This is a genomic window from Cognatundibacterium crateris, assembly GCF_010078235.1.
Taxonomy (GTDB): Bacteria; Pseudomonadota; Gammaproteobacteria; order Burkholderiales; family Burkholderiaceae_D; genus Undibacterium; species Undibacterium crateris.
This window is the reverse complement of record NZ_JAABOS010000007.1, coordinates 176323-189938: the sequence shown is the minus strand read 5'-3', so window position 1 is coordinate 189938 and position 13616 is coordinate 176323. Positions and strand designations below refer to the sequence as shown.

Sequence of the window (13616 nt, the reverse complement as noted above, 5' to 3'; positions counted from 1 at the left end):
CTGCTGGCCGCATTTTGGCTGGAGAAGCGCATCAGGCTTAGGTCTTGGTATTTTCCCTGTGTATCCTGTGCTGTTGTCAGCTGCGCAGGCCACCCATGAAGACGACATAGACCGGACATGCTGCCAGTCGAAAAAAAAGCCGCAAGCATCAACAGCTTGCTGTGTGATGCTTGCGGCTTTATGCTGCCAAAAACTAAACGGCGTACTGCTTATTTAGCGCCATTCTGAAACTCTATCTGTATCAGGTTGTCGTCCGGTTTGCGATCGATGTACTTATTGTCAGGATCTATCCCGGCTTTGGCCGGTTTGCCGCTGACGATTAACTTGTACTCGCCGGATTTTTGCCGTATCAGATGGCGTTCGCGTAATAAGGGCTTGCCATCTTTATCGTCGACGCCTATGTCCATGCTGTCGTTCAGCGCAACTTCTTTTTCTGCACCGAACTCATCCGCCTTCAGTTTGTTATTGCTGACTTTGAGCGTGATTTCATACTGGTCTGCGCCGATTGCTTTGGCGGTGGCGGACAGTGCGCGGCTTTCATACAGGATGATGGATTCAAACGCATCGGTGATCATCTCTTGTTTGTCGGCCGGTGCCACGCGGCGCAAGGCGTCCACCAGCACACGGCTGGTCGGATACGGTGCGCCACGGTTGGCATATTGCGCAACTACCTCACGCAAAGCGCGGTTGACCTGCTCCTCACCCAGCTGATCCTGCATCAGATACATGATCAGACTGCCTTTGTTGTAGTGGATGTACTGCTGGTTTTCATTGAATGCCAGTGGTTGCTCCTTTTTCCTTTCCTGACCACGTCCACGCAAATACGCATCCAGTTCATACTTCAGGAACTTACGCATTTTCGCTTCACCATAGGTCTGCTTCATCACCATCAGCGCCGAATATTGCGCCAGCGTTTCCACCAGCGTGGTGGCACCCTGGGTATTGGCTGAAATCACCTGATGCGCCCACCATTGATGGGCAACCTCATGCGCGGTCACGTAAAACGGATAATCAATGTCCTTAGGATTGTTATCGTCGACTTTAGCGATGAAGCCTATCGATTCCGAAAACGGTATGGTATTCGGGAAGGCTTGTGCAAAGCCTGCATAGCGCGGGAACTCAATAATCCTGACCAGCTTGTGCTGATAAGGGCTGAAGTTCTTACTGTAATACGCGAGCGATTGCTGTACGCCTTTAACCATGCGTTCCAGATTGTACTCATGACCCGGCTGGTAATCGATTTCAATGGCGACATCGTTCCACTGTGCCTGTTTGACGGCATAGCGGCCAGACTGGAAAGAGTAGAAGTTCAGGATGGGCTGATCCACGCTGTAATGGAAATAGCGGCGTCCGTCTTTTTCCCAGCTCTTATCCAGCTTGCCGGGCGCAATCGCCATTTGATCGTTACTGGTGGATACGGTCGCATCAAAGCGTATCCAGTCCGCATCGCTGCTGATGTAACTATTAGCCAGACCACGTGGGTCATCCCGCTGCAGCATACGTTCTTTTTCTTTCAGGCCGTGTTTGCGTCTGAGTTTATCTTCGCTGAGCTCGACATTGCTTTGATAGCCTATGTGTGGCATCAGCGAGCTGTTAAAGAAAGTGCCGTTAGCAATCACCGTATCGCGCTTGCTCATCCCCAGGAAGCTGTGTGCATCATAGTTCAGACGGAAACGCAGGCGGACAGAGGCGCCGGGTGCCAGTGCTGGCTGCAGGCGGAAACTGTACATGCCGTTATCTGTATCGCGGATGCCGACAGTGTTCGGTGAGTCCAGGCTTAATTGCCGGATATCGGCCTCGTCATTCTGCATGATATAGATTTCGCTGATCGCTTCTGCCGTGCGGTTCACCAGCTGATATTCGCCTTCTATGGCAGTGCTGCGACGATCAGGGAAAATATCGACGGCCAGTTTGACATCGCTGATACGTGGCTGTGCTTTGCCTTCCAGTGCCTTGTATTTCTTTTCGTAGTTGGCTTGTGCCACTTCATTGTCATAGCTGGTTTTATAGCTATTGACGATATTGTAGAAATAAAACAGCACGCCACCGCACAACAGGAACAGCAAGGCACCGATACTGCCCAGCCCCAGCGTGCTGCCGCTTAACTGCGCGCGCGCTGTATGCAGGCGGCCACGCCAGTCGCTGCCGGTACCGCGTACCCAGAAGCACAGGCTGGCTGCAATCAGCATCAGTGCGGCACCGCCCCAATAAGCCTGGGTCCAGCGGATTGCGGGAATAAAGTGACCATAGCCATTCAGTGCCGAATAAGTCACGCCGGGCGTATTGCCATAGATGACCATAGGATGCTCAACTCCGAGCGCTGGCAGGGCGATACCTGCGATGTAAACCAGTATCATCAAAAAATAAGCGACATACTTATTGTTGACGATGACCTGCAAAGACATGGCTAATACCGCGAGCAGCATATAGTCTGGCCATTGCAACAGGAATAGCTGGTACAGATACTGGCCCAGTTCGAATTGGGTGTAGCCATGAAACAGCTGCACCAGTATGCCGCACACCATCAGTACTGCGAGCAATATGCCTTGCAGCAGGATCAGGGCGCTGAGTTTGGATAAGAAGGGCAGTGCATTCGGTACCGGTAAGGCGTCCATCAGCTGTGCGATACGCGCTTCGCGTTCGCGCCACACCAGTTCACCCGCGTAGAAGGTGGTAATGATCAGCATGAATAAGGCAAAACTGCCGCTCATCACCTGTAACACCGCATAGGTCACCGGATAGGTCGCCGTGCCATACATCTTAGTGATGGCCGTGGAGGTCGCAAACATAAACAGCACGCCACACAAGGCTATCGTAATAAAGTAGACGTTCTTTACGGTTTCGCGCAAATTCAGCCAGGTCTGGGCACGGAATAAATGCCACAAATGCGCCTTGCCAAAATCCGGCTGTACGCTTGGAACCCGCAGACTGGCTGGCGCCGCTGTTAGCGCTTCTTTTTTCTGCTTACCCGTTACGCTGGCTGCGCTGAATTGAAAACGCCAGAAGCACAGTGCCAGCGTAATCAGTCCTATGCTGCCCCACAGCAGGCGATTGGCCAGATAAATCCCGGCCAAAGGAATCAGGCGGGTATTTTTATCGTCCACGCTCCAGTATTCGGTCAGACGTGAAATCGCGCGCGAACCAAAGGGATCTATCATGGCGGCCAGATTGCGGTTGTCCATATCGCTCAGTAAGGCACCGGCGATCAGGTAACCGATCAGTAATACCACACTCGCAACATAGACCGGCAGCATGCGGCGGAATATCGCACCCAGAAAAAAGAAAATCGCGCCGAAAGTGATGAGATTCGGAATGATAGAAAAAAAGTAGGGCAGGATATAGGCCAGCGCAAAACCCGGGCCGACCCGGACTGGCTCTATGCCTGGCAGATACAAGCCCAGCCAGGCGCCTAAGGCGATGCTGGAAAATACAAACAGCAGCGTAATCAGCGCTGCCAGATAGCGGCCTGCGAGGTAAGAAAAACGATGCAGGGGCAGGGTATAAAAGAAGTGCCAGATATTGTGTTCGGTATCCTGCTGTATCGCGCGCCCCATCATGGCAGCGACGATCACTGTACCCAGATAACCGAGGAAGGTGATAGTTTGCGAAACAGAGCTGGGCGCATTGATATAGGTTTTGCCACCAAAGCTGATGGTGGCACCGGAAAATGCACCACCGGCAGCGGCTACCCATAGCATGGCCAGCGCAAAAAACATCAGGAAGTAAATATAGGTCGATATGCTGCGGAATTTTTGCCGCAGTTCAAACTGTAAGATCGTGAACATGGGCTATCCTCAGGCGTTTGCAGCACTTGCTGTCGTTGTGGCAGCGGATGTGCCGAGTAAGCCAGCCATGGCGGCAAAGTAGACATCTTCCAGATTTGCATGCGCTGGTGAAAAGCCTTCAGCTGGCTGGTCTTCTGCGTACACGTGTATCAAGGTGCGGCCCGAAATCAGGCGGCTGGAAATAACGCGGAATTCTTGCTGATAACGCGCGAGCTCAGATTTATCGATGAAGCGCTTCCAGACCTGATCAGCGATTTGTTCTATCAGTGGCAAAGGCTGGCCTTGCAAGACCACCTGACCCTGGCGTATCACCGCCATGTGATTGCACAGGTCAGCCACGTCTTCCACAATATGGGTGGACAGGATCACGATTTTGTCGCTGCCTATATCGGATAACAGATTATGAAAGCGAACGCGCTCTTCCGGATCCAGTCCGGCGGTCGGTTCATCCACGATGATCAGCTTAGGATCGCCTATCAGCGCCTGCGCGATGCCGAAGCGCTGCCGCATACCACCGGAAAAACCGCCTACATGCTTGTTTTTGACATTGTATAAATTGGTTTGATGCAGCAGGGCTTCCACCACTTCTTTTCTTTGTTTGCGCTGGCTGATACCTTTCAGACTGGCAAAGTGATCCAATAAATCGTAGGCACTGACCTTAGGGTAAAGACCAAAATCCTGCGGTAAATAACCCAGTACGCGACGCACACTGTCCTTGTTATCGCTGATATTGATACCGTCCAGCGTGGCGCTGCCGCTGTCGGCATCCTGCAGCGTGGACAGCGTGCGCATTAAGGTGGATTTGCCAGCGCCATTTGGTCCGAGCAAACCGAACATGCCGGCCGGTATGGTGAGCGAAATATCATTGAGTGCCTTGACGCCGTTATCATAAGTTTTACTCAGATGCTGTATGCGTAGTTCCATGTGTCTTCCTGTTGATTGTTATGAATGCAGGGGCCGAGCTGAAGTGCTGTGCCGTCTGATTCCCTGAATGCGCTGTGATCAGACTGGCGGATTCCGGAATGCTCAGAATGTAGCTGCTTCGCTATAGCGAAAGTGACTTTGGGATGAAACCCGGATACAGCAGGTTGAATCGATGAAAAAGCAGGCTGAAAAAGTATCCGGACTGAGTTGTTCAGAAAACTCCCCCTTAAGCTGGCGCTTTGCGCTATAATGCGCGCTGGCGGGCCCCTGCGCATTGCGGCATGGTCAACCTGGTCAGGTCGGGAACGAAGCAGCCACAATCATTTCCCGCAAGTGCCGCAGATCAGGCTCGCCAACCTTGCTTCTCTCTCTTATCCCGTTTTAGCTCCCCCCTAAAAAAATCTGCCTTTTCTGTGCTTTCATAGCAGGGCGTATGGCATTCCCCGTTTTTGTCATCCACTGTTACGACAAAGTTTGATCCAGATCGAGCTTGCTGCAGATGCACATGCATACTGCTTGCGATTTAGTTGCTTTAAGGTAATCTAATGCTGCAAAGAGGCTAAAGCAGGATTAACCAGAGGAGACAAAATGAAGATGTTACGCAGAAGTGTATTGATGCTGGGTTTGAGTCTGATAACAATTGGTTCCGTGCAGGCGCAGGAGCGTGGTAGCTCCGACGAGGCGATCGCGATGGTCAAAAAAGGCATCGCCTATATTAAAGAAGTGGGTAAAGAGAAGGCATTTGCTGAATTTGCCAATCCGGCCAATAAAACTTTTCATGACCGTGACCTGTATCTGTTTGTCTACGATCAGAATGGCATCAATCTGAGTCATGGTGTGAATCCCAAAATGCAGGGTAAAAATCTGCTGGAAATGCGCGCTGGCGACAAATTCATTATCAAGGACATGATAGAGCTCACAAATACCAAGGGTAAGGGCTGGGTCGATTATCAATGGCCGAATCCGGTCAGTAAGGCATTGGAAGCGAAATCCAGCTATGTAGAAAAGGTCGACAATTATTTTGTTGGCTGTGGCGTGTATAAATAAGCTGAAAAATAAGCTGTCCGCACGGCCGCACTCTTGCAAAAAAGCACATGCAGGCATGTGCTTTTTTGCTTTTCTATCCGGTATGATTGGGTGTGCGTGCAGCTGAGACATACGTATGCTGCCGCTATCTTACTTCAACCCTTCTTCGGACTCAGGTGATACGTGGGACGTCCCAAAACCGTACAGAGCTCTGGTGCCAAGCGCGCCTACCCGGTTACGCAACGCTTTCTGATCTGGCTTAGCCGTCCTTTACTGCTGGCGGGATTGATGTTGTCCATCCCTGCCTTTTATTTATTGCTGGCGGGCGATAATGAACTGACCCGTACCATAGGCCATAGTCTGTATGCCATGGTGGCTGTGCTGATTGCGGTGGATACCTGGGTGCAGTGGCGCAAAAACCGTTTTCAGGAAAGGCGCAGTGGCAAGCTGATCCTGGATGTGAGTATTGTCTTCGGCTGTATTTTGAGCAGTCTGCCTTCTGCGACAGAGTGGAGTCTGGTCGAATGGTTGTTGCGGCTGGCGCTGTGCGCTGCGATCATGATGCGTATTGCCACACTGGTGCTGCGTCATATGAAGCCCAGTCATCTGGTGCAGGTCATCGTGCTGGCCTTGTTGTTGCTGGCCACGGCAGGTGCCGGTTTTTACTGGCTGGAGCCGAATGTGCATAGCTATGCGAATGGCGTCTGGCTGGCCTTCACGACAATCGCCACCGTGGGCTATGGCGATATTGTGCCGTCGACGCCGGCATCAAAGATTTTTGCTGTGTTTATTGTGCTGCTCGGATATGCGATGTTTTCTATCGTGACCGCTAATATCGCAGCGCTGTTTGTGGAAGAGGATGAGGAGCAGCTGGAGCAGGAATTGCATGCGGACATACGTTCATTGAGCCGCGAAGTGCATGCGCTGCGACTGGAGCTGCGTGAGCGCGATGCCTTGCTGGACCGCATAGAAAAACAGCTGGCGCAGGTTACCATCGCGCGGGTTCCTGAATAGATGGCTGGAAGTGCAGCACTCTCTGGCAGTTGCTATCCGACCGGCATTGACGAAAAAAAACGACCGCTAGCGCTGGAAATGTCGGAAAATCCTGCTTTTGCTGAGTGAGTCTGATGTATGTTGGCCGGTGGCAGGGCTGAACAGCTTTCTTTGCTCGCTGTATTGTTGACCAAATAGGGTAAAATCGCAGGATGTCTTATCAAGTTCTCGCCCGAAAATATCGTCCCAAAAGCTTTGAAACGCTGGTGGGGCAAGAGCACGTTGTCCGTGCCCTGACGCATGCACTGGAGCAGCAGCGTCTGCATCACGCCTATTTGTTCACCGGTACCCGCGGAGTCGGTAAAACGACCTTGTCGCGCATACTGGCCAAATCCTTCAACTGTGAAAAAGGCATTACCGCGCAGCCCTGCGGCGTGTGCGAAGCCTGTACCGCGATTGATGCCGGACGCTTTGTCGACTATATCGAGATGGATGCGGCCTCCAATCGTGGTGTCGATGAAATGGCCTCGCTGCTGGAGCAGGCGATTTACGCACCGTCTAATGCGCGCTTCAAAGTCTATATGATAGATGAGGTGCACATGCTGACCAATCATGCGTTCAATGCCATGCTGAAAACGCTGGAAGAACCGCCTGAGCATGTGAAGTTCATTCTGGCCACGACCGACCCGCAAAAAATCCCGGTCACGGTTTTGTCGCGCTGCCTGCAATTCAATCTCAAGCAGATGCCGCCGGGTCATATCGTAGGTCATCTGGAAAATATTCTGGGACAGGAGCAGATCGCTTTTGAAGCACCGGCGCTGCGCTTGCTGGCGCAGGGTGCGCATGGCTCCATGCGCGATGCCTTGTCCTTAACCGATCAGGCGATTGCCTATGCGGCCGGTAAGGTCAGTCTGGAAGCGGTGCAGGGCATGCTGGGCGCACTGGATCAATCCTATTTGATTCGCCTGCTGGATGCCTTAGCAATCAGTGATGGTAAAGCCTTGCTCGACGTGGCGGATGAAATGGCGGCGCGCAGCCTGTCGTATAAATCAGCTTTACAGGATCTGGGCAGTTTGCTGCATCAGATCGCGGTGGCGCAAATGGTGCCATCGGCGGTGCCGGATGATCTTCCGGAACGTGAACATATCCTGCGGCTGGCGCAGCAATTCTCAAAAGAGCAGGTGCAGTTGTTTTATCAGATTGCGGTGCATGGGAAAAATGAGCTGGCGCTGGCACCCGATGAATATGCGGGTTTCAGCATGACGCTGTTGCGTATGCTGGCTTTCCATCCTATCGATGGCAGTGGTCTGGTTCCCGCTTCGTCACCAACACCGGCAGCACCATCGGCACCATCGGGCTCCGGTCCTGCCGCGGGCGCACGCTCAGCTTCACCGGCGCAGGCTGCATTGCGTGCGGCACAGCCTGGCAGCGGCGGATCTGCAGTGGCAAATCTGGTGGCACCCTCTGCCGCGAGAACGGCAGTCCCGGTGCAGGCACCTGCTGCGCCCGGCGCGAATTCAGCATCATCCATAGCGCCGTCCTCAGCTCCGTCTTCAGCGCCGTCTTCCGTCTCTACAACTGCAGCAGCGCCCGCGGCAGCAAGCGCACCGGCTGCTAAGCCTATGAGCCCGGCGATGGCCGCATTGGCCGCAGCGCGTGCTGCCAGTGGTAAAGCCGGTGCAGCTAAAACAGCCAGTCCGCAGCCGGTGGTCGCTGTACCGCAGGCAGCTGCAGTAACTCCGGTTCAGCCTGCTGCAATGTCAGCCCCGGCTGCCGCTGCGCCAGTCTCAGCACCGTTGCCTGCTAAACCGGCTGCACCCGTTGCAGCTGTAGCGCCCGTACCTGGTGTGCCAAGTGTGCCAAATGTACCGCTGACTGCGCAGCAGATAGAAGCCAGTGCACAGCCTGTCGGTCTCGATGATATGCCGCCGCCCTGGGATGATGATCCCATGTTTGCGGCCGCTCAGCCAGCTGTCCGGCCGACACGTTCTGCACCGGCAGTCAGCGTGCAGCCTGTGCCGCAGGCTCAGGCCGAAAGTGCACCGGAAGAAGTGCCTCTGGTTCAGCCCACTGTGCTTGAGCCCCTGGCTGGGGATCGTGTATTATGGCGCGCGCCGGTCGCAGCGCTGTCCTGGGATGGTCACTGGCCGGATCTGGCAGCCAGTTTGCCGGTACGCGGCGTGGCACAACAATTGGCGCAGCAGAGTGAGCTGATCAATTGTCGTGAGGACGGCAACGCCTTCGTATTTCAGTTGCGGGTGCCGGTTGCGACTTTGCTCTCGGCTGGCAGCCTCGATAAACTCAGTGCCGCTTTGTCTGAACGTTTCGGCAAAACGGTAAGGGTAGAACATCAGATCGGTGCGGTGGAACTCACTGCCAATGCGCAGGCGATTGCCCAGCGCGAAGTGCGTCAGCAGCAGGCGGAGCAGGCAATACAGAATGACGGCTTTGTACAAAGCCTGATGCGCGAATTCGGCGCCAGCATTGTGACGGGTTCCGTACGTCCGGTTTGAGCGTCTTCGCTGAAGAATAAAGTAGCGCACCTCCGTCAGTGTGTTTCGGTTTAGCGCTGATGCAGACTGACCGGTGCGCGCAGATTAACCAAGTATTCCAGTAATTGAAAAGCAGGAGAATCCATTATGATGAAAAACCAACTCGCAGGTCTGATGAAGCAAGCGCAGGCGATGCAGGACAATATGAAAAAAGCCCAGGATCAGCTCGCGCTGATCGAAGTGGAAGGGCAGGCTGGTGCAGGCTTGGTGAAAGTCGTCATGACTTGCAAAAATGATGTAAAGCGCGTCAGCATCGATCCTTCATTGCTGGCCGATGATAAAGATATGCTGGAAGATCTGGTCGCAGCGGCGTTCAATGATGCCGTTCGCAAAGCAGAAGCCACCAGCCAGGAAAAAATGGCAGGACTGACGGCTGGCATGCCTTTGCCACCGGGTTTCAAAATGCCATTCTGAACGTGAAGAAAAACGGCAGTTTAGAAGCTTTATCTGAGGCTCTGCGTCGCTTACCCGGCGTCGGGCCAAAATCGGCGCAACGCATGGCCTATCATTTGCTGCAGCACGACCGTGCGGCCGCCTCTGAACTGGGGCATGCCTTGCTGAATGCGGTTGACCGCATCCAGCATTGCGCCTCCTGTAATACCTTCACGGAAACCGAGATCTGTGAAACCTGCCTTGATCCATCCCGTGACGCCAGTCAGTTATGTGTGGTGGAGACGCCTACCGATCAGATGATGATAGAGCAGACCCTGATGTTTAAGGGCTTGTACTTTGTACTCATGGGACGTTTGTCGCCGCTCGATGGCATAGGCCCTAAAGATATTTATTTCGATAAGCTGATGCACAGAGCCGCCAATGGCCTGGTGCAGGAAGTAGTGCTGGCGACCAATTTCACCAATGAGGGTGAAGCCACCGCACACTACATCAGCGAGACGCTCAAAGCACGTGGCGTGAAAGTCAGCCGTCTGGCACGTGGTGTTCCGGTTGGTGGTGAACTCGAATATGTCGATCCCGGCACAATAGCGCGTGCCATGCTGGACCGGCGCACTACCTGAGTCGCGGAATGCAGCCGCTGAGCCCGGATCAGATGCTTGAGTTGTCAGCCTGTTGGGATGGGCTGATGCAGCAATTGCAGGCAGATCCCGTGCAGGCGCAACGCTGCCACGACTGGCTGTATCAACAGTATGCGCAGTCTGAGCGTCACTATCATCAGTTTTCCCATATTCTGGCATTGTTGCGCTACGCCCGCCAATACAGCGACCATCTGGTCAACCCGCTGGTGGTGGATGCTGCGATCTGGTTTCATGATGTAATTTACGACACCCGGGCTAAGGACAATGAGGCGCAGAGCGCGGTGCAGGCAGCTTACTGGCTGAATCAATTCGGCACAGATGCCGCCATCACGGATGCGGTGGTGGCATGTATAGCAGCGACGGCCGGGCATCGTGTACCAGAAACTGATCTGGCCGTGCCTGATCTGCCCTTATTCCTGGACTTTGATCTGGCGATACTGGGGCAGAGCGCTGAGGTTTATCAGGCCTACACGCAAGCGATACAGGCCGAATATCACTGGGTGCCGGGCATCTTGTATCGCGCCGGGCGCAAGAAGCTGCTTAGCCAATTTCTGGAGCGCCCCCAGCTGTATTTTACGGATACTTTTTTCGACTTATATGAGCACAGCGCGCGGCGCAATATCGCGCATGAAATCGCTCAGCTCACACTTTTTTCCTGGCCATGAAACAGACTCAACCCCCGCCTCAGACGCAGACTCAGCAAGCGGCGCATGATGCCACCGCCACAGCACGTGGCCCACTGGCCGGTATCCGCGTATTGGAACTGGGGACGCTGATTGCGGGCCCGTTTTGCGCGCGTATGCTGGCCGAATTCGGGGCCGAAGTGATCAAGATAGAAGCGCCGGACGCGGGTGATCCCTTGCGCCAATGGCGGGTATTGAAAGATGGCACTTCGTTGTGGTGGAGTGTGCAGGCACGCAATAAGAAAAGTCTGACACTGAATATGAAGTCGGATGAAGGGCAGCAGATCGCCAGACAACTGGCGCTGGATGCCGATATCATCATCGAAAATTATCGGCCTGGCGTGCTGGAAAAATGGCAGCTCGGCTATGAGGATCTGAAAGCGATGAATCCGGCCACCATTATGGTACGCATTTCCGGTTACGGTCAGACTGGTCCTATGCGCGATTTGCCGGGCTTTGGTGCGATTGGTGAATCTATGGGCGGACTGCGTTATGTGTCTGGTCATGCCGACCGGCCGCCGGTACGGGTAGGTATTTCCATTGGCGATTCGGTGGCGGCTTTACATGGCGTGATCGGCGCGATGATGGCGCTGCGGCATCGTGATGTGACCGGTGGTCGCTGGAACGGGAAGCAGGGCGCAGACTGTGTCGCTGGTCAGGGGCAGATGGTGGACGTGGCCTTGTATGAATCAGTATTCAATCTGATGGAATCGCTGGTGCCGGAATTTGATGTGGCCGGTGTGGTCAGGGAGCGCACTGGCGGTGCTTTGCCCGGCATCGTGCCATCGAATACCTATACCACCGCTGATGGTGAAAATATCGTCATCGCAGGCAATGGCGATGCGATTTTCCACCGCCTGATGAAGGCGATAGGGCGGGATGATCTGGCTAATGATGCGCAATTGCTCAGAAATGATGGCCGGGTGCCGCGCACCGCAGAAATTGATGCCGCCATTCAGCAATGGTGTGGCACGCAGACTATCGATACGGCACTGGCTTGCCTGCAGCAAGCGGATGTGCCTGTCGGTAAAATTTACTCAGTCAGGGATATGATGCAGGATCCGCAATTTCTGGCGCGGCAAATGTTTGAGCAGCACAGCTTTGCTGATGGCAGTCCGGTCAAGCTGCCTGCCGTCACGCCCAAGCTGTCAGTCACGCCGGGTGCTACAAACTGGCTGGGACCGCAGCTGGGCCAACATAATGAAGAAATACTGCAAAGTCTGGGTTATAGCAGCGAACAAATCGCTGCGTTCAAGAGTAATCAGGTCATTTAATCAGATCCATTGAAGAAGGCTGAATAATCTATGATGAACAAACAATTCTGGAAACAATTTCTGATCGCACTCGTGCTGTTCCTGCTGGGTTACTTCACCTTTAATCATTAGAGCCTGTAAAAAAGCCTGCTGGCAGGAACTGTGCGTTCCCGGCAGCAGGCAATTTGTTGGGGTTGGGTGTGCTCAGATCAGTGTACGCACATATTCGCGGAAGCCAGCCAGCAGCATTTCTATCGACATCGCAGCCAGGATCAGGCCCATCAGGCGTTCGAATGCCGTCATTACGCGCGCGCCTAAGACTTTTTGCATGCGCTCTGCACCCAATAACACCACCAGCCAGACTATCGCCACCGTAGTCAGTGCACCGAGGTGTACCAACATTTCTTTATTGTTATCCGAAGAAAACAGCAGTACGGTCGCCAGTGCTGAAGGGCCAGCCAGGGCCGGAATAGCGAGCGGTACGATAAACGGTTCATGGTTTTCTTCGGTATCGCCGAAGATGCCACCCTCTTGTGGGAACACCATGCGCAGCGCGATCAGGAACAGAATCACACCGCCACCGATACGGATAGAGACTTCGGATAACTGCAGGGCAGTCAGGAAGTTTTTACCGAAAAACATAAACAACAGCAGCAACACGAAGGCAATCCCACATTCGCGTACAATCACGCGCCAGCGTCGCTCAGGTGCGACGTGGGACAGGGCAGCGACGAAAATCGGTACATTACCGAAGGGGTCGGTGACCAATATCAGTAAAATCAGGGTTTGAAAAAAATCTTGGGCCATGGATGCTGCTTTCTAAAGATGAAAACTTTTCCCCCAGGCAGCTTAGTGCATGCCAGGAAAAATGTGTACTAAATGTGTACCAAATGTGCGCTAATGAATGCGAAATGAGCTGCTTGTGACTCTGTACGTGCTGTCAGAGTTTGAGAAATTGTGCAGTACAGCATGAATTCTCCCGTGCATTGCAGCGGGTGTCAACCGCCAGCACGCCTCAGGCCGCACGTGGCGTGACAGAAAATAGAATATTGCCCCCAAATTGAATTTATCCGCGCTCAGGACTTTGCTTTACTATTACGTTGCTATTGCATGTAAGTAAAACTCGGGTTCAGCGCTGGCAGGAGAATAAGTATGACCAAAGAAACCCAACCCAGACCCGATACACCCTGTGTCGCTGTGTGCTCCACCACGTTTGACGATATTTGTCGTGGTTGTGGCCGTACGGTGGAAGAGGTGGCGCAATGGGTATTTATGGATGAGGCACAGAAAGAACAGGTTTGGCAACGCATCCTGGCTCAGGGTTATCCGCGTCGCAATACCTGAATTCATTTCGTAACAGCAGCAGGAA

The 13616-nt window shown here is 53.6% G+C and carries 11 protein-coding genes and 1 other RNA gene; 9 read left to right on the top strand and 3 right to left on the bottom strand.

What is annotated here, in order from left to right; translation table 11 throughout:
• Nucleotides 1-209 precede the first annotated feature (209 nt).
• A complete protein-coding gene (locus EYB48_RS14110; RefSeq protein ID WP_162021001.1) occupies nucleotides 210-3785 on the bottom strand; it encodes an ABC transporter permease/M1 family aminopeptidase in 3576 nt (1191 codons plus the stop codon).
• 9 nt (nucleotides 3786-3794) lie between these two features.
• Nucleotides 3795-4709: an ABC transporter ATP-binding protein gene (locus tag EYB48_RS14105; RefSeq protein WP_162021000.1), complete on the bottom strand. Its 915-nt coding sequence runs from the start codon at nucleotides 4707-4709 to the stop codon at nucleotides 3795-3797.
• Nucleotides 4710-4967: 258 nt separating this feature from the next.
• Here EYB48_RS14105 and ffs point away from each other — a divergent pair.
• From ffs to EYB48_RS14065, 8 genes are all read left to right on the top strand, one after another.
• Nucleotides 4968-5066: signal recognition particle sRNA small type (gene ffs, locus EYB48_RS14100), an RNA gene on the top strand.
• A 231-nt stretch (nucleotides 5067-5297) separates the two neighbouring features.
• Nucleotides 5298-5756, top strand: a complete 459-nt coding sequence (locus EYB48_RS14095) for a cache domain-containing protein (protein ID WP_162020999.1) — start codon at nucleotides 5298-5300, stop codon at nucleotides 5754-5756.
• A gap of 162 nt (nucleotides 5757-5918) precedes the next feature.
• Nucleotides 5919-6749: a potassium channel family protein gene (locus EYB48_RS19445; protein WP_328823418.1), complete on the top strand. Its 831-nt coding sequence runs from the start codon at nucleotides 5919-5921 to the stop codon at nucleotides 6747-6749.
• Nucleotides 6750-6940: 191 nt separating this feature from the next.
• The gene (locus EYB48_RS14085) at nucleotides 6941-9241 is read left to right on the top strand and encodes a DNA polymerase III subunit gamma/tau (RefSeq protein WP_162020998.1); all 2301 of its coding nucleotides are present in this window, start codon (nucleotides 6941-6943) and stop codon (nucleotides 9239-9241) included.
• 126 nt (nucleotides 9242-9367) lie between these two features.
• The gene (locus EYB48_RS14080; protein WP_162020997.1) at nucleotides 9368-9694 is read left to right on the top strand and encodes a YbaB/EbfC family nucleoid-associated protein; all 327 of its coding nucleotides are present in this window, start codon (nucleotides 9368-9370) and stop codon (nucleotides 9692-9694) included.
• Nucleotides 9695-9696: 2 nt separating this feature from the next.
• Entirely contained in the window at nucleotides 9697-10293 is a 597-nt protein-coding gene (recR, locus tag EYB48_RS14075) for a recombination mediator RecR (protein ID WP_162020996.1), read from the top strand.
• Nucleotides 10294-10301: 8 nt separating this feature from the next.
• Nucleotides 10302-10976: an HD domain-containing protein gene (locus EYB48_RS14070; protein ID WP_162020995.1), complete on the top strand. Its 675-nt coding sequence runs from the start codon at nucleotides 10302-10304 to the stop codon at nucleotides 10974-10976.
• Complete coding sequence (locus EYB48_RS14065) at nucleotides 10973-12268, top strand: CaiB/BaiF CoA transferase family protein (RefSeq protein WP_162020994.1); 1296 nt, start codon at nucleotides 10973-10975, stop codon at nucleotides 12266-12268. The genes EYB48_RS14070 and EYB48_RS14065 overlap by 4 nt, the downstream gene beginning before the upstream one ends.
• Nucleotides 12269-12451: 183 nt before the next feature.
• On the opposite strand, the gene EYB48_RS14060 is transcribed toward EYB48_RS14065, so the two are convergent.
• Nucleotides 12452-13054 carry a MarC family protein gene (locus EYB48_RS14060; RefSeq protein WP_162020993.1) on the bottom strand — a complete coding sequence of 201 codons (603 nt, stop codon included), beginning with the start codon at nucleotides 13052-13054 and terminating at the stop codon, nucleotides 12452-12454.
• A gap of 345 nt (nucleotides 13055-13399) precedes the next feature.
• On the opposite strand from EYB48_RS14060, the gene EYB48_RS14055 reads away from it, so the two are divergent.
• Entirely contained in the window at nucleotides 13400-13591 is a 192-nt protein-coding gene (locus tag EYB48_RS14055; protein WP_162020992.1) for a DUF1289 domain-containing protein, read from the top strand.
• Nucleotides 13592-13616 lie beyond the last annotated feature (25 nt).